19 protein-coding genes are annotated in these 16,956 nt (G+C 36.7%); 9 read left to right on the forward strand and 10 right to left on the reverse strand.

The features are described 5' to 3' along the window. Positions 1-391: 391 nt before the first annotated feature. The 6 genes from H4J41_RS14870 to H4J41_RS14890 all read left to right on the forward strand — a co-directional run bounded on the left by H4J41_RS14870 (position 392) and on the right by H4J41_RS14890 (position 4,859). Positions 392-994 (forward strand): DoxX family protein, encoded by a 603-nt coding sequence (locus H4J41_RS14870; RefSeq protein ID WP_182137520.1) that lies wholly within the window; start codon positions 392-394, stop codon positions 992-994. 232 nt (positions 995-1,226) lie between these two features. Then, on the forward strand, positions 1,227-1,349 hold the full coding sequence (locus tag H4J41_RS17650) for a hypothetical protein (RefSeq protein ID WP_259364442.1): 123 nt from the start codon (positions 1,227-1,229) through the stop codon (positions 1,347-1,349). Between the two features lie 333 nt (positions 1,350-1,682). Continuing rightward, positions 1,683-3,116, forward strand: a complete 1,434-nt coding sequence (locus H4J41_RS14875; RefSeq protein WP_182137521.1) for a COG3014 family protein — start codon at positions 1,683-1,685, stop codon at positions 3,114-3,116. A gap of 24 nt (positions 3,117-3,140) precedes the next feature. Continuing rightward, positions 3,141-3,617, forward strand: coding sequence for a YcfL family protein (locus H4J41_RS14880; RefSeq protein WP_259364443.1), 477 nt, complete (start codon positions 3,141-3,143; stop codon positions 3,615-3,617). An 18-nt stretch (positions 3,618-3,635) separates the two neighbouring features. Beyond that, entirely contained in the window at positions 3,636-4,238 is a 603-nt protein-coding gene (lpoB, locus tag H4J41_RS14885; protein ID WP_182137522.1) for a penicillin-binding protein activator LpoB, read from the forward strand. Positions 4,239-4,391: 153 nt separating this feature from the next. After that, positions 4,392-4,859, forward strand: a complete 468-nt coding sequence (locus H4J41_RS14890; protein WP_182137523.1) for a glycine zipper 2TM domain-containing protein — start codon at positions 4,392-4,394, stop codon at positions 4,857-4,859. A 249-nt stretch (positions 4,860-5,108) separates the two neighbouring features. On the opposite strand, the gene H4J41_RS14895 is transcribed toward H4J41_RS14890, so the two are convergent. The 3 genes from H4J41_RS14895 to H4J41_RS14905 all read right to left on the reverse strand — a co-directional run bounded on the left by H4J41_RS14895 (position 5,109) and on the right by H4J41_RS14905 (position 7,023). After that, positions 5,109-5,474, reverse strand: a complete 366-nt coding sequence (locus H4J41_RS14895) for a cupin domain-containing protein (protein ID WP_182137524.1) — start codon at positions 5,472-5,474, stop codon at positions 5,109-5,111. Positions 5,475-5,788: 314 nt separating this feature from the next. Then, a complete protein-coding gene (locus H4J41_RS14900) occupies positions 5,789-6,136 on the reverse strand; it encodes a hypothetical protein (protein ID WP_182137525.1) in 348 nt (115 codons plus the stop codon). Between the two features lie 101 nt (positions 6,137-6,237). Continuing rightward, on the reverse strand, positions 6,238-7,023 hold the full coding sequence (locus H4J41_RS14905) for a DUF3800 domain-containing protein (RefSeq protein ID WP_182137526.1): 786 nt from the start codon (positions 7,021-7,023) through the stop codon (positions 6,238-6,240). A 633-nt stretch (positions 7,024-7,656) separates the two neighbouring features. On the opposite strand from H4J41_RS14905, the gene H4J41_RS14910 reads away from it, so the two are divergent. Further along, on the forward strand, positions 7,657-7,836 hold the full coding sequence (locus H4J41_RS14910) for a DUF6435 family protein (protein WP_182137527.1): 180 nt from the start codon (positions 7,657-7,659) through the stop codon (positions 7,834-7,836). A 463-nt stretch (positions 7,837-8,299) separates the two neighbouring features. On the opposite strand, the gene H4J41_RS14915 is transcribed toward H4J41_RS14910, so the two are convergent. After that, complete coding sequence (locus H4J41_RS14915) at positions 8,300-9,082, reverse strand: ferredoxin--NADP reductase (protein ID WP_182137528.1); 783 nt, start codon at positions 9,080-9,082, stop codon at positions 8,300-8,302. A gap of 536 nt (positions 9,083-9,618) precedes the next feature. Next, complete coding sequence (locus H4J41_RS14920) at positions 9,619-9,804, reverse strand: DUF6435 family protein (RefSeq protein WP_182137529.1); 186 nt, start codon at positions 9,802-9,804, stop codon at positions 9,619-9,621. 365 nt (positions 9,805-10,169) lie between these two features. On the opposite strand from H4J41_RS14920, the gene H4J41_RS14925 reads away from it, so the two are divergent. Together H4J41_RS14925 and H4J41_RS14930 are read left to right on the forward strand one after the other, a co-directional pair. Beyond that, positions 10,170-10,802: a PolC-type DNA polymerase III gene (locus H4J41_RS14925; protein ID WP_182137530.1), complete on the forward strand. Its 633-nt coding sequence runs from the start codon at positions 10,170-10,172 to the stop codon at positions 10,800-10,802. 256 nt (positions 10,803-11,058) lie between these two features. Next, positions 11,059-12,102: a zinc-binding dehydrogenase gene (locus tag H4J41_RS14930; RefSeq protein WP_182137531.1), complete on the forward strand. Its 1,044-nt coding sequence runs from the start codon at positions 11,059-11,061 to the stop codon at positions 12,100-12,102. On the opposite strand, the gene H4J41_RS14935 is transcribed toward H4J41_RS14930, so the two are convergent. The 5 genes from H4J41_RS14935 to H4J41_RS14955 are packed head-to-tail and all read right to left on the reverse strand — an operon-like array spanning position 12,099 to position 16,861. Further along, positions 12,099-12,827: an ABC transporter substrate-binding protein gene (locus H4J41_RS14935; RefSeq protein ID WP_182137532.1), complete on the reverse strand. Its 729-nt coding sequence runs from the start codon at positions 12,825-12,827 to the stop codon at positions 12,099-12,101. The genes H4J41_RS14930 and H4J41_RS14935 overlap by 4 nt on opposite strands. 42 nt (positions 12,828-12,869) lie before the next feature. Next, complete coding sequence (gene ybaK / locus H4J41_RS14940; protein WP_310649824.1) at positions 12,870-13,391, reverse strand: Cys-tRNA(Pro) deacylase; 522 nt, start codon at positions 13,389-13,391, stop codon at positions 12,870-12,872. A gap of 32 nt (positions 13,392-13,423) precedes the next feature. Beyond that, positions 13,424-14,023 carry a membrane integrity-associated transporter subunit PqiC gene (locus tag H4J41_RS14945; protein ID WP_182137533.1) on the reverse strand — a complete coding sequence of 200 codons (600 nt, stop codon included), beginning with the start codon at positions 14,021-14,023 and terminating at the stop codon, positions 13,424-13,426. Next, complete coding sequence (pqiB, locus tag H4J41_RS14950) at positions 14,020-15,681, reverse strand: intermembrane transport protein PqiB (protein ID WP_182137534.1); 1,662 nt, start codon at positions 15,679-15,681, stop codon at positions 14,020-14,022. The genes H4J41_RS14945 and pqiB overlap by 4 nt, the downstream gene beginning before the upstream one ends. After that, positions 15,671-16,861: a paraquat-inducible protein A gene (locus H4J41_RS14955; protein WP_182137535.1), complete on the reverse strand. Its 1,191-nt coding sequence runs from the start codon at positions 16,859-16,861 to the stop codon at positions 15,671-15,673. The genes pqiB and H4J41_RS14955 overlap by 11 nt, the downstream gene beginning before the upstream one ends. Between the last annotated feature and the right edge of the window lie 95 nt (positions 16,862-16,956).

Genomic DNA, 16,956 nt, shown 5'->3' on the forward strand with positions numbered 1-16,956 from the left:
CCCATTAGTTTCTTTTGCTATAAGAGATTTAAAATCAATGGATTCAAGTGTGATCATAACGACTGATATCAATGTATGAAAAATGAAACCAATTAGATCACAAATTTAATCAAAATGGTATAATAAGGGTCTAGATAGCTATTTAAAATAATTATTAAAGCTTTTGCGGTATGTTGAGCTGATAAACTTCATTTATATTTCAAAAAATTATTAGCTATATTTTAATCCTACCTTTACTAAAAATAATGAAATAGTTTTACAATTTATCGGGTCAAATTATGCAGTTCCTGTGATGTCGAATTAAAGCTGTAGAACCAATTAATTATTTTGGTGATGAACGTGTAATGTAAAATAAAATTAAACGTTACGCTTAAAAAAATAGGAATAAAGCATGGTTAAAGCAATGTTAGAAAAAAGTTATGACATATTAAATTCAACAAAAAAATTGGATTTTCTTGCGCCATTATTATTACGTTTGTATTTGGTGCCTATTTTTTGGATGGCGGGTACCACTAAAATAGAGGGTTTTGATAATATCGTGCAATGGTTTGGTAATGACGATTGGGGCTTAGGTTTACCCTTTCCTTATATTCTGGCCATTTTAGCCGTAGGTGCTGAAGTTATTGGCGCTATTGCCTTATTACTTGGCTTAGGCGTGCGCCTAATGGCTGTGCCTTTGATGTTTACTATGTTGATAGCCATGACATCTGTGCACGGACAATATGGCTGGCAAGCGATTGCAGATGCTAATGCACCATTTGCTAACGAGCGAGTAGAGGCAAGCGTTGAGAAAAAAGAAATGATTGTTGCTATTTTGCAAGAACACGGTAACTACGAGTGGCTTACCAGCAGCGGTAATATTAGTATTTTAAATAATGGCATTGAGTTCGCAGCGACTTATTTTATTATGCTATTGGCACTGTTTTTTATCGGTGGCGGGCGCTATGTCAGCCTTGATTACTGGTTTAAACGAAAAGTATTACCAAACGCATAAATATCTTACAAAGGTAACAATATAAAAATACAACAATAATCTGTTTATTATACAGGTGTAAAAATTATTTAATGAATAAGAGTAAAATAGCGAGAGCGAACTTTCACTATAATCTCTGTAGCAGTAAATGATGCAATTTAACCGATGACAAACCCGCGAGCTCAGTACGCTGTTGAGCTACCGCGGGTATTAGCCGTGAGGCCTGTTTAACCTATACAAAAATACCTATTAAATGCGCTTAAAAGAAACCATTGATAATGATCATCAAATACTGGGTATGTATTTAGGTGGTGACTTATTCGATAAATGGTCATTTGTTAGATTAAAGCTTAGCCATCAAACAACACTTGATTAGGATGTTTTCCGATTTATTACCGCAGTTTCTGGTTAATCAGGCCCCCTTTAAAATCACCCCTTGATTAGTGAATTAGCGTATTTTTAACGTTTGTTTATGATGGTATTTGACGCTAAAGATACTGAGCGTTTTACTCGAGGTAACTTATTAACTATAACTCTTTTTACAATTTAACAACAAAGTAAGTATTGCTACCATGCTCAAATAAGACTACTTTTACTTGCAACTAAAGTAGTTAATAACCTTCATAAACTCGTTCATATATAATGAGATAAATATATAGTGAGACAAATACCCGTAGTAAGTAAATGTTATGGAAATAAATTAACTCTTATGATCAATTTCCTCCCTAAGCGCATGGTTGTCAGTAGTGTTGTCAGCATTATTATCACAACTTTATCTGGTTGTGCATCATTTGAGCTCACTGATCTTTTTCAAGGCTATAACAGCCAAATGAAACCCGTGAAAGCGGCCCAACGCCAAGGTGAATTTGTTAAAGCGCAAAACCTACTAGGTGAACGTGCTCAAAGTAATAACAGTTACGTTTTAAATTTACTTGAAAGAGGGCGCTTAGAATTTTTAGCCGCCGATTGGCAAGCTAGCCAAAAAAGCTTTGCTCAAGCCTATGTTGAGATTGAAGCACAAGATAACAAGGCAAAAATTCAAATCAGTAAAGGTTTTGAAAATTTAAGCGCAGTTGTCAGTAACGACAATGCGACCTCTTATCAAGTGCCTTATTATGAACAAAGTATGCTGCACAGTTATCAGGCGCTAAATTACTTATTTCAACATGATTTAGTTGGCGCGTTAGTTGAAGTACGTCGTGCAAATTTAGTGCAAGAGAAGGCACTTAAAGCTTATAAAAACGAAGTCTATCAAGCGCAAAAGGAGCTTAACAACTCAGGCATGACCACAGATAGCCTATATAGTGGTTATCCAAGTATGGCAAGTGCGATTGGTAAAGTGAAAAATGGTTTTCAAAATGCCTTTACCTTTTATCTTTCTGGCATCTTGTATGAAGCCAGTGGCGAGCTAAATGACGCTTACATAGATTATAAGCGTGCAATAGAAATATACCCAGAGAACCCTTATTTGCAACAAGATGTTTTACGCTTAGCCGCTAAATTAGGTATGCAAGACGACTTAGCGAGCTTGCAACAACGCTTTGGAAAATATCAAGCACAAACGTCAAAAGAGCAAGGGCAAGTCGTTGTGTTTATTGAGCAAGACATTGTCAATAGTAAGCAAGATATTGGCTTAAATCTGCCAGTAGGTCGAAGCAACAGCGGCTTAAAGTTTTTCAGTTTTTCTTTACCTGTGTATGAAGGAACTTTACCAAAGCACAGTAAACTTACCTTTAAAAATCAAGAGCAAAGCTATTTATCAAATGAAATTGTGCGTATTCAATCGTTAGCCGCGAAAGACTTACAAGATCAATTACCCGCACTGCTGACCCGACAAGTCGTTCGCGTTGTCGCGAAAGAACAAATGCGACAAAAACTGAGTCGAGAGGCGGGTGATGTTGGTAATATTTTAGCCAGTATTTACAATATTGCCTCAGAAAGAGCCGATACTCGAAGTTGGTCAACCTTGCCCGATCAAGTGGATATTGTGCGGATGAATTTACCCGCTGGTAAGCAAGTATTACAAGTGCAGCTAAACGGACAACAAAAAAACATTGAAGTTGACGTGCAGCCAAATAGAATCACCTTAATTAATTTTTCTGCTATCGGTAGCTATACTGGTTATCAAGCGATAAATTTATGAATAACTAATGCATTAGGAGGGAGTATGTTCAATAGCAAAAATATGGCTAGCATGGGCCAAAATATCACCGGCTGTTTAGCAGTGATATTAGTGAGCGTTTTTATTACCGCCGGCTGTGTGAATAATAAGCCTCCTGTGACCTCTGGCACAGGCACCAGTGCCATGACCCAAGGTGATGACTTTAGTAAACACCTTGAAGTACAAAACGCTGATTTAGCGAAAAAACTCGTGATTAGCGACGTTAAATCGCGCAAAAATAATGGCTTATTACAAGTCAACTTAACCTTGACCAGCCGTTATGAAAAATCACAAAAATTACAATATCATTTCAATTGGTTTGACGAAGCAGGCTTTGTTATTGAAGCCGGAAAAACACCCTGGATACCATTGGAATTACACGGAAAACAATCCACCACTTTACCCGGATTAGCGCCGAATATTAATGTCAGTACATTTAATGTTTATGTGCGTGCAATCCCTGAAAAAGCATATAAATATTAATCGTTAAGGAATAGCATTATGAATAAATTAGCACTGGTAACAACACTCGGCTTAACCCTAGTATTCGCCGCGGGTTGTGCTAATAAAGCAGTGGTTCGCTATGGCGATGCCACCGCGGTAGAAACTACCGATATTAACTTTGGTTCAACCGACTTACAAAAGGTTGCTGCCCAAATGACCGACTCGTTATTATTGTCACCAGTAGTGGGCACATTAACGCAAAATACCCGTCCAGTAATGTTTGTTGAACGCTTAAAAAATAAAACCAGTGAGCATATTGATACCGAGTCAATCACCGACTCTATTTCTACTAAGCTTTTACGCTCTGGCAAATTCCGTTTTGTAGATATGGGTCGAGTAGAAGCGGCACGTGAGCAATTAAACTTTCAACATGACGGCGGCATGGTTGACCCAAACACAGCGTCACAGTTTGGCCGTCAAATTGGCGCGCAATACATGTTATACGGTAACTTATCGAGTATCGTTAAAAGCAACCAAGATAAGTCTGATGTTTACTATAAATTCACTTTACGTTTAATGGATCTTGAAAGTGGTTTAGTTGAATGGGCCGATGAAACCGAAATTCGTAAAACGAAAGCTAAAGAATCAGTGGGTTGGTAAGCGCTAAAGTGAGATAGTTTTAGAGACCTTGAGCGTGCTGCTTAAAAAATAGATAGTGTGGTAATAAGCAGCAGGTTCAAAGACGCTATACTTCAAGTGCTATTTATTACACGCTATTTATTACCTTATATTTAATAAATAAAGGAGAGCAAAATGAAAACAATCACTCTAGCGTTAATTTTCTGGTTGGCATTGATCCCTTTCGCTAATGCTGATTATGAGCGCAATAAAGCTGTGCCGGTTGAAAAAGTTTTATTTGGTCAGGTATTATCGGTACGAAATATTACCGAGCAGGAGTTGATTCAAGATAAAAACCAAGGCTGGAAAACTTTTGGTGGTGCGTTAATTGGTGGTGCAATAGGCAATCAATTTGGTAGCGGTAGTGGCCGCGGCGTAGCAACCATATTAGGCGCTATTATTGGTGGTTCAATCAGTCATGATAGAAACCCTAAATATCAAGAAAAAACCCTACTTTTAGTCGAGCTAATGATCAAAGTTAATAACGGTGATGAATACATGGTGATACAAGACCTAGACCATCGTATGCTATTTCAGCCAAAAGACGCGGTTCGCATGATTTATCTCGCTAATGGTACAGTACGTATTGATAAACAAATGTAAGCTGGCTGGTTAAGCGGGTACTAAGCTCTAAAATCAAGACCTAGATGTAATGATAAGCTTCGGCTTATTAGTGCGAATGTGAGGTAAATACTTACAGCACTACAACTGCTGTAAAGTAATCGAGATAAATACATTTATATATCAATAAGTGAGCTAGGAAAGGCTAGTTGACTTAATATCAGGGACTAAAATGAGTGAGGAATGAGCATTTGCCAGTAGCATTAATTTTTTAACTCATTTAGCTGCGCTTCAAACCCAGAGATCATTTTTAGCCGTAAGGTCACCACCCGTATCGCCGGTATTAACAATACCCTTGGGTTCCACAATCATAATTTTACACTCGCTGCTAGCAGAGGGTTTATGCTCTACACCTTTTGGAATGACAAACATTTCACCAGACTCTAGTGAAACTATACCATCACGAAATTCAATAGTAAGGCAGCCATCAATAACAATAAACACTTCGTCAGTTTCCGGGTGATCGTGCCAAACAAATTCACCTGCTACTTTAACTAATTTAAATTGGTATTCATTCATTTCAGCAATGACACGAGGTGACCAATGCTCAGAGAATTTTGTGAATTTTTCGTTGAAATTAATAGGTGAAAATTTCATATTGACTCCATGGTTGCTCTTGCAGCTAACCATATATTATGTTGTAAACGTTTGACTAACTTTTATTTATTTATTTATTTATTTGAATGGTTAACAACTGACCTGAAATTTATTTTATGCTACATCTTTCGTTTTTATATTTAATTTTTACCCGTACCACATTATTTCGACCTTATTAGAGCTGTCTCTTTGCATAAAGTAAACACTGCTAATATACACTTATGCCATATTTGAGACATTTGCTTTTAAAGACACTTAACACCTCGGGTTAGGTTTTGTATCGGTAACGCCGCAACATTCTTTGTTAAGTGATTTCAGTGCCCTGAACCTTCTGTAGTGATGCTGACGTATATATATCCATCATTTGGTGACTCTGCATTCCCTACAATTGTTGTTGCTCGCCACTGTGTAATCAGGAATATAAATACTGCCAAAGGCTTAAGGGATGGTAGCGGATTAATGTTTTTCTTAATCCATTCTCTCTGGTCGATATCAGGTTCTTGACCCGTGTATTTCTCAAACTGGCTTACAGCGTGAACAAGCTCTCTATTTTCCTCAATGTTTAACTCAAACAAAATATTTCCGTGCTTGAGAAATAAACTTTTATAATCGGCATTAACTACTTTGATGTCAGAGTGCTTTATTATCAGTGGATCGACCATATTATTTACTTAACGCCCAATTAACGTGCAATAAAATAGTTGGCTAAAATTAGCGACAAAGGAGCAAAACCCAACTGTTTTTTGTCCCTGTTGAATGGCTGTTAAGTGCACATTACACCAAACTCTTCTCGACTAATATCACCTATTGTAAAGTTAGGTTCAATATTTCTTGTACCCGGTATAGCACGCGTTTCAGGTGGGAAGTGCCAAATATTAAAGTGGTCGTTTGGATAAGTATCATATTGCAACTTATCCCACCCTAGAATTTTCGCCATCCTAGCAATTGTAATTTGCTTGGCTGTTTGAATTTTAGCGTTTTCATCAAAGAATAAATGATAACCACTATTGATGGCACCAGTTATCACATCGACTGGCTGTAAGCCCCAATGCAATTTTGAGTTTTCCATTGATACATGCTCGATTGTCGATGAAGTTGGAAGTTTAGCTAACATATGATTAGTTATAATTTGCATCACCTCATCTTGTTTACTGTATGAAGTACTTTTTTGATCTATGTAAACTTTAAATTTTGAATTTAATCCTTGGCTACTTTGACGTAGCAAGAAATCGTATGTTGTGAAAAAAGCGGCTTCTTCGCTAGAGTGCCATTTTCTATAAGGTTCTTTTGATACAGCAATAGAATGAAATGTGCATGGACTCTGAAGTAAAAATTTTAGAATAGAAGTGCAGAGATTAACTTGCCCTGAGCTTTTTCGAATTTTTTCCCATTTGATTTCGCCTTGGAGACCACTAGCATTATATATTTGTTCAATGGTTTGATTAAATACCGGCAAAAAATCTTCAGGTATATTGAGAATGCCAATTGTATAGCAAGGGCAACCTTTATGTGTTCCACTTTCATCGGCAAATGATGCGATAAACGTCATAACTACTCCATGTTTGACTGTGCATTTAACGCCTCGTTAAGAGGTAAATAATATGTTGGCTAAAATAAGCGACGTAGGAGCAAAAGCCAACTGTTATTTGTCCTGCTTTAACGACTTATAGTTTCGCTTTCATCTTCCAGAGGATAACGGGAAAAAAATATCATTTCTGCAATGACAAACCCGATAATGATAAAAGGAGTTGCGATCATATATATATACCATAGCTCGGCACCCTGTACCTTTACAAAATATTTCGGAATAAGTGATAACAATTAATGCCCCACTAGTTAGGAATATTACACAAATGCAGAATATACCAAAAGAATGAATAACCTTACTTACTTTGAATCGTTTTTTATAAACATATATCAGCTGAATGAACTGATGTCATTTTCCAATAAGGGCTCATAGCTTGCTCTTTAGAATAAGTCGCTATTTTTAAATATATTTTTAGAGCGCTTGCAATGGTCTTTAGTTTTATCGATTTCCCTCATGAAAAAGTAGATCACTTACTTAATCAAATGGGTATAAAAATAATTTTTGATATGTTTTATTAAAAAAGTGTAATTAATAAAAACTTAAATGGGTTTTCAAACGTATAATAGTTAACACCTCATTAAATAATAAGTTTTTATGTTTTCAATATTTAAGTCAGACCCATTAAAAAAATTAAACAAACGTTATGAAGCTAAACTTGAAGAAGCCATGCATTTACAGAGAAAAGGTGATATCAAAGGCTACTCAATGGTTACTGCTGAAGCTGAAAAAATAGCGGTTGAAATAAAAACGTTAGAAAGTGAAACAAAATCCTAACCAGACGGCAATGAAATGATATATTTTTTCTATGAGGAAAAATAGATAAATACCAGACATAAAATTTTGTCAGTCGTTATGCTACTTATAAACTCTATTCTGTTGGTGGCATTGTCAATTTGAAAGAAACACTTTAATTGACATAGGTAACGATTAATTGACTGATTACTGGCTTATTTACGGTTGTTTATTGCATGATGGTTATAAGGTTTTTTTTTACTGTAAAGGTATTATTTGTGTCAACAACGGTTCTTCTCTTCTTTTTTCATGAAAAACCTTTGTTGCTCGTGAATCATAATTTGTATTCATTACACCACCTAGCATTAGATGATGTAAACGAAGCTACAATTTGCCTATTTTTACCCGCTAAAATACAGAAAATGGCGATTTGCTAGCTACTTAAATACATCATTAATAAAGCTTATTTTCAGTGTTGTTAAAGCTAAATAGTACTATTGAAGTACTATTTTTCAACAAAAGCTCTTTCAACAACGTAGTCGCCTTGCACGCCTTTTTTACGACTTTCCTGAAAACCACTTTCATCTAACATGGCACAGGTGTCTTTTAGCATAGCAGGACTACCACATAGCATCACGCGGTCAAACTCAGGATCAAGGTCAGGTATGCCAATATCAAGACAGAGCTTGCCTGTTTTTATTAAATCAGTAATGCGTCCTTCATTTTTATAGCTCTCACGAGTCACACTGGGATAGTAGATTAGCTGTTCAGTAATCATCTCACCAAGATATTCATGATGAGGCAGACCTGTGGTTATTATTTTGTGGTAAGCCAATTCATTCACGTACCTTACGCCATGAAATAAAATCACTTTGTCAAAACGCTGATAAGTTTCTGGATCTTTGATAATACTTAAAAAGGGCGCCAAGCCCGTTCCTGTGCCTACCAATAGTAGGTTTCGACCATCTCGTAAATCATCTATAACCAACGTTCCGGTTGGTTTACTGCCAATAATGACTTCATCGCCAATAGCTAAATGTTGTAATTTGGAGGTAAAAGCGCCTCCTTCAACTTTAATGCTGAAAAATTCCAAATAATCTTCATGGTTTGCACTGGCGAGACTGTAGGCGCGTAAAATGGGTCGAGTATTTTCTTGTGCTAAGCCAATGATGATATATTCACCATTCCTAAAGCGGAGTCCTTGACTACGGGTGGTTTTAAAAGAAAAAAGACTATCGTTCCAATGAACAACATCGATGACTTTTTCGGGATTAAATTTTTTTTGCATGTTTATCCTGTAAGGAATTTTTGACTAAATAAAAAATAAGCTTTATTGACCAAGTATGAAAAAAAGATGATTGATAACAGTGCTATCTATGTTGACATCAATTAAAGACCCGCTAAATATCTGGATAAAACTTAGCGGGTCTTTGCTAAAGTCGCAGGCTTAACTTAAGGTTACATAGGCATAAAGTCTGTGAGTTTTTTTAAGGAAACAATGATTAAAGAAGCAATACGTTTGGATAATAAATCGACTTAGCATACCAAAATAACTTTTTTAGTGTGTCTAGTTGACATTTTATACGATATTTAAACCGTTACAGATCATTCGCTGCCACCAACATTCGTGTAAGGGTAGGCTGTTTTATTCAATAACTGTTTTAGCTTAATAGAACTATTTTACGCTATAAAATACCATCAAGCGTTTTAATCATCAGGTTAAAATAGTTGCTTACGTAGATGGGAATTATCTACTACTGAAAGAAAATATTAACTAAAAATACTGAGCCAGATAGTGATGTAGAGCGAGAGGTACTGAAGTCGTTAAGCTTTAAGCTTTGCTGGCTTTTCTAATGCTTGTATTTTTTTTCTAATGTTTAGCGCTTCTTCAGTAAACATCGAAAAATCATTAATGTTGCCATTTTTTTGCGCACAAATAGCGCTTTCAAGTTTGTCTTCATAACTTTTGTTTAACTTTTTAGTTGGGTCTTGCTTAAACAATGAAAACATAAAGTTCAACCTTGGTTAAGTTAGTTGTTTTTATATACGGATGTAAAAGGGTTTTGGTTTTGTCTATGCGAAATTAAAAGATAAAAAATTAGAGTTGGCCTGAGTAATACGCTATTTGTAACGTTACTTTTTACTATAAAATAATTTATCTTCAATGCGTTAGATAAAGGTGATTTAGAAAAATACACATTAAATTTGTTAAGTTCATTAGACGTTTTTTTTACCACTTAAATTTAAACATAATGCATCCTTGTTTTGTGTAGCTGATGTGTAGCGCAGTAAATTATGAGATAATTTCGTTAACGTCATAGTATTAAATCAATTCAGGTTAATCCAATGGGTATTAACCGACAAAGGAAGCGTTTGTGTTAGCTAACTCAATAGTTGTGCTCGATTTTGAAACCACGGGTTTATCGCCAGCTCAAGGAGAACGTGCCATTGAAATCGGCGCCGTTAAACTTGAAAGCGGCATAGTGACCGACCGGTTTCAAGCTTTGATGAATCCAGGTCGACGCATTAATAGTTTTATTGAAAACTATACCGGTATTAGTAATAGAATGCTGGCTGTTGCATCGCCTTGTGCAAAAGTGATGACTGATTTTGCTAGCTTTATCGGTGAGAGTAATTTATTAGCGCACAACGCCTCTTTTGATGCTCGCTTTCTTGAGGCTGAATTTGCTCGTTTGGGTCGTCAGGTTTTAGGCGAGTTTACTTGTTCGTTATTAATATCACGCCGTATTTATCAAGATGCGCCAAATCATAAATTGGGCACCTTAATTAATTATAAAAATATTGCCGCCGATGGTAGTTTTCACCGGGCGTTATTTGACGCAGAAATGACCGCAGAACTCTGGTTGATTATGTTAAATGATATTAGCGAACGCTACGGATTAGAAAATATTCCCTTTAGTTTAATCAAGCAATTAGCTAAAACGCCTAAAGCGCAAATCAACAAGTTACTGACTAATTACGCCAGTAAAATAACTAAAGCCGTTTAGGCTTAATATACCTAGCCATACTTACCGGTAAACAGCTTTAATCTTAATCGGTTTGGCCAAATAACGGTGTTAATCTCTATTACTAAGATTAAGGTTTGTTGTTTATCTTAGATAAATGTTGAAAATGACCCCGCTTAACGCGAACGCCAAAGTATAAATTAAGCTTATTTAGTATTAACTTATTCTAAGGTATGCTGTTTATATATTGAAATCATAATGTACATAATTTAACCATAAAAAAAATTAGGGATTTACTTTGGCTGAAAATATAATAAAAGCGGTAAAAGGTTTTGCTTTAGTACTGAGTGATGATGAAAAATTAACACCTTCACAAAGAATAACAGGCATTGAAAAAACACTACCAGCACTCAAACCTGGGCAAGTATTAGTTAAAATGTTGGCTACACCGGTTAATCCCTCTGATTTAATGTACTTATTGGGTAAATACGGTTTAACCGCGCAAGAGGGTGACTTTGTTGGCTTTGAAGGTTGTGGCATTGTAGAAGCCGCCAATGCCGGACTTTACGGTAAGTGGTTAACGGGCAGGCGCGTTGCTTTATCAGCACAACCCGGTATTGACGGCGTGTGGGCTGAATATGCCATTACACAAGCAAATTTATGTTTGCCGGTTCGAAAAGCATTAAGCGACGAGCAAGCGGCAACGATTATAGTTAACCCTTGTACTTCTGTTTGCCTAGTAGAGCGAGCTATAGCACTGGGCAGTAAAGCCATTGTGATTAATGCCGGGGCAAGCCAAGTGGGTAAGGGCGCTATTCGTTATGCAAAACTTAAGGGTATTAAAACCATAGCGACAGTGCGCAGTGCAGCGAATGTTGAGGTTTTGCAAGCGTTAGGGGCCGATTGCGTGTTATTAACGTCAGACGATAATTTTGATCAATCACTAAAGCATTGGGCGAAAAAACTCAAGGCAAAAGTATTGTTGGATTCTGTTGCCGACGATGATACCCCTAGAGTTTTACACGCCATGCCTAATAGTTCTACGGCCTTGGTTTATGGTCGACTAACCGAAACTCAAGATGTGCTGGGTGGCTTATTTAGTGTGGCTGATGTGATCTTTCGCGATATGCGAATAGAGGGTTTTTGGTTGGCAAAATACATTGGTGACGCTTCACCGTTACAGGTATTAGCCTTAAGTTCGAAAGTACAAAAATTGTTTGCTCAAGGGATTTTTAAGACTGATATTTATGCCCGAGTTGGTTTTGATGATTTTTCCCAAGCATTAGACCATTACGCAGAACATAAAAGTGATGGCAAGGTGATATTATTACCTAATAATTAAAAATTATATTTTTCTATCAGTTTTTGATAATCAACAGTCATTTTATATTTTTTCATGGCTTGATTAAATGCATGCACATCATCAGCATTTTTAAAGGCCATGCTATAAGAGTTTATTGGAAAAATATGGTGAACTTTAATATCACTTTCTCTTTCATTTATATTGAGTTTATTTAAGTAGTATAAAAATATTTTCAAATCCATTACGACTACTTCTACACGGCCTAAAAATAGTAACTCTAGCTGTTTTTCTTGATCTACCACTTGAATGAAAATTGGACTATCAGTAACCGCCTCAGCAAATTCTACTCCTAATATTTTGTGGGCTATTTGAAATGACGCAATCGAGTAATGGCTTATATCTGCAATGCGATTAAGTGACACGGCATTCTCTTTTAACGAAATGGCCACGTTTTGATAATCGATGTAGTTTTTACTTAAGGTCTCTATATTAGGGAATATGTGTTTATTCGCTGTCATTACCGCATCAATATCGGGTAACGCGAGCATTTTTTCTGAACGGCCATAGGGGATGAAAATAAACTCTGGTGCTTTGCCTATCATGGTTAATATTTGTTGAATTAACTCTAACTCGAAACCCGAATGATTTTCTTCAATAACATAAGGCGGCTTAGAAAGTCCAAGCACCACTTTAAAGGGTTGATTTGCCAAACAGTTAATAGAAATTAGGCTGAAAAAGATAAAGATAATAATATTTTTTGACATACAAAATTCTACCACGGGATTTTCTAAGCTTAAGCTTAAGCTTTATACTTCGCTAGTAATATCAGCGTAACTAGCTTGCAACGAGAGGATAATATTTTCTGGTGATAATTCTATCTCTAAACCACGCTTACCACCACTAATAAAAATAGTGTTTAACCTTTCAGCGCTGTGGTCAAGCAGGGTGACTAATGGTTTTTTTTGCCCTAATGGACTAACGCCTCCAAGGACATAGCCGGTAGAGTTTTGTACTTTATTGGCATCAGCCATTTTAATTTTTTTAGCCTTAAGGGTTTTTGCCAGCTTTTTTAAACTGAGTTGCTTAACCACAGGAATAATAGCAACGGCTAAATAAGCATTATCTACATCAACCACTAGTGTTTTAAAAACCACTTCAGCGCTAACCTTGAGTTTATCAACTGCTTCAAGGCCGAATGATTTACAATTAGCATCATGCTGATAGTGATGTAATTGATAAGCGAGTGTTAATTTATTCAGTTGCTTAACAGCAGGTGTCATTTTAGTTAACTCTTCTTTAAAGTTTTGAATCGAATCTAACTTAAGCAATTCAAAGCCTAATTTATTTCACATAAGGCACTTTATTCAACCACTAAGCTATGGGTTATTTGCTGCGCCAATGAGGTGATCACTTTTCGCATTTGCTCGACAGCGTGCTCATAGCCATTTTCATTAAGCGCTACGGTTAGGGTAAAGTTATGCTCTTCTTCTGGATTTCCCCCGCTTTTACCTTGTAGCCAATAAGTGCCTGAAAGTAGGGCTTGTGATTGATGAGTGGCATGAAATGCCGTGATGTTAATAACAACTGTTATTGCCGCGGTAGCTTGGTTTTTTGCTGGCGTGACAATATAATGAAAATGACTATCAATATTATTCAGGTCTTGCGCTAAGGCTTGTGTAAAGCTGTTCTGTAATGGCTCTGCCCACATATGAAAGTGCGAGTAGTGCAACTGGTGACTGGAAAGCTGTAAAACCAAACTAGGTTGTCTTAAATAATCAGGCAATGCTAACAAGGTAATACCAAAGTACGGACTATTGTTATTATGCTTGTTATCAGTGTTAACTGCGCTGGTTGTCGTTGGACTATTAAGTAAATAATATTGTGTTTTGTTAGCGGGAGCCGAGCTACAAGCGCCAAGCAAAATAATTGACACAAGAGCGACGATTAAAGTCTTTTTCATGGTTGTGCTCCATTAAGTTTTGTCGGTATTGGCTCAGAGACTTCACCATTATTAAAGAGTAAGCTATTAGGTTTATGCTTGAGTTGATTCAGCAAAGGTTTTAATTCGTTCATTGTTGCAGTGAGCGTATGTAACGTTGTGCGCAGTTCTTCATAGCCCTGAGAGCCAGATGACAAGTCTTTAGTTAAGGTATTGATACCTTGTAAGGCTTTACTGAGTTCAGTACTAACTTGTTGCTGCTCAACTTTACTCAATAAGCTATCAAAGCTATGACTTACCCCTTGAAATTCTTGCGCGGTTTGCGTCATTTCTAACATCATTTTATTGGCATTTTCACTCATATTATTGAGCGGCATATTATTGAGGTTATCCATAAACTGTTCCGCTTTTGCGGTAATTTGCGAAAAGTCATCACTACTGGTTGGAATAATTAGGAAGTCTTCATATTTTTCTATTTCGCTGATGGGTTGATCTTTATTGTGTTGTAAATCAACATATAGGCTGCCAGTTAAAATATTTCCTGTGCGCAGAACGGCTTTTAAACCATGCTCAATCCAGTAAATGTTTTGTTTGGTCATAAGCGCTTTACCTTCATCATTATCGGGCAGGCCTATTCGACCTGGCTGTAAACTGATTAGCACGGGAATTTTAAAGTCTGCCTTGGTAAATTTATTTTCACTTCGGCTTAATGCCATGTTGACTGATTTAACTTTACCTATTTGTATTCCTCGATACTCAACGGGTGCGCCAACAGACAGGCCTCTAATAGAGTCGCTGACCAGTACTACAAATTCGATAGATCGGCGATATCGCTCATCGTCAGCAGCTTCATAACTCTCATAGATGTCAAAATATGAGCGCTCACCAATTTTTTCGCCAATGCTCATGCCTTTAGGAATACCGAAGGTGGCACCGTTGGTTAACATAGTTTCAAAATTGCCAGTTTTAACTGATATGCCATCGGCATTTAAATCAAGTTGCAAGCCACTAACATCCCAAAATTTAGTATTACTGGTGATAAGTTGATGATAAGGCGCTTTGATAAAAGCATTGTAATAAACAACACGTTCTTCAAAATTAAAATAGATATCCTCAAACTGACCAACGGTTAAGCCTTTATAAATAATGGGATCACCTTTTTTGTAAGCAAACTGGTCGTTACTATTAAGGGTTATATGCAAGCCAGGAGTGCCTGAAGGCGTTAAGGGGGGCGAGTTTAAGGCATCAAAAACATAGCGTTCTTCGTTGCTTTTACCGGGCGATATTTCAATATATACGCCGGATATTAAGGTGCTGAGACCCGATACGCCGGTATGCGATATTTGTGGCGACACAACCCAAAACGTGCTATCGGCCAGTAAAAATTGTTCTGCTGATTTTTTTATCTTTGCCGTAACAATTACGCCATTACCGTTTTGATTCAGCTCAATGGCACTTACTTCTCCAATATCAACATTGCGAGATTTTATTTTGGTTTTTTCAGCCTCCATGCCTTCAGCGGTAAGGAAATGTATGGTGACTTCTGTGCCTTCATTACTCCATTGATAATAAATCATCCAGCAGCCAATAAAGATTGCAATGGCAGGAATAAACCAGATAGTTGATACGGTTTTAACTGGCTTTATTGTTGCGTCTGGTATTTGAGCATCATTCATCATTTTTTATATTTTTCCAAATTAATTGCGGTTCAAAACTCATTGCGGCGAGCATAGTGACAATAACTAAACCGGAAAACGCTAAGGTAGCAGCTCCCGGTGTTATGCTCATGGCCGGGCCAAGCTGAATTAAGCTAGCCAGAATAATAACGACAAAAACATCTACCATTGACCAACGACCGACAAATTCAGCCATACGATACCATTTTATTCTTTCTAAGCTTAATCTATCACTTTGTTTTTGAACACTATAATTTAACCAAGCCAGTACTAATATTTTAGCGACAGGTATAACAACACTGGCAATAAAAATAATGGCAGCGATAGGGTAGGAGCCTAAGTTCCACAGTAAAATAACCCCACCAATAATTGTGCTGGGATTGTCTTGGCCCCAAAAGTGCGTAGTCATGATCGGGAGTGTATTAGCCGGTATGTACAATACCACCGCGGTGAGCAGTAGCGCCCAAGTTTTTTGCACACTTAGTGCCTGTTTTATTGGGTCTTCTTGGGCTACTTTAGTGTGACTTTGGTGTATTTCGATATTATGCGCTTTTTCAACTTTAGCTAGTAATTGGTATAACTCGCGCTTATCGATATGTAAAACTACCAGTGTCATCGACAATGTAAATAAAATAAAAGCATAAAAAGACAAGCCTAATGTAATATCAGCCATAGAAATAATTTTGATTAAACTAACCAAAGTGCCAATCAGGAATATTTCCACCATACTCCAAGGCAATAACTTAAAAACCAAGGCCAATACTCGACCGCCATACTTAGGATATAAGCCCTTATTTAGTGGGATAAGCAAATAAATAAGTGACAACAAAACGACAGTTGGGATGGCAAATATAGTGAGAAACTCAATGAGTGCTAAAAGTTGATAATTATTATCGATTAAGACTATAAGACTTGTAATGGCGTTAAAGTGGTTTTCTAAGCCATTGGTACTAAAGGACAAGAATGTAAAAGGTAATGAAGCTAATAAAAATATTAATGCGGTAATAGCAAAAGCAATAATTCTTTCATTAGCATTGCGATGAATGGCGCTTAATTTATAGCCACAACGCGGGCATTGTGCTTTTTGACTTTCTTTTAATACAGGTAATTTGACGGTCAGCGCGCACTCATAGCACTGAATTTCAACTGGATGTATTTCGCTGTTTTGCAAAGTTTTTGGCATTATAAATGCCGTCCTCAAGGTCAATTTTTTACATGAGCTTAAATTAGCATATATTATAGCAATCGAACTAAATAATTTTGATGAATATTATTGAG

This window comes from Colwellia sp. MB3u-45 (genome assembly GCF_014077005.1).
Lineage (GTDB): Bacteria > Pseudomonadota > Gammaproteobacteria > Enterobacterales > Alteromonadaceae > Cognaticolwellia.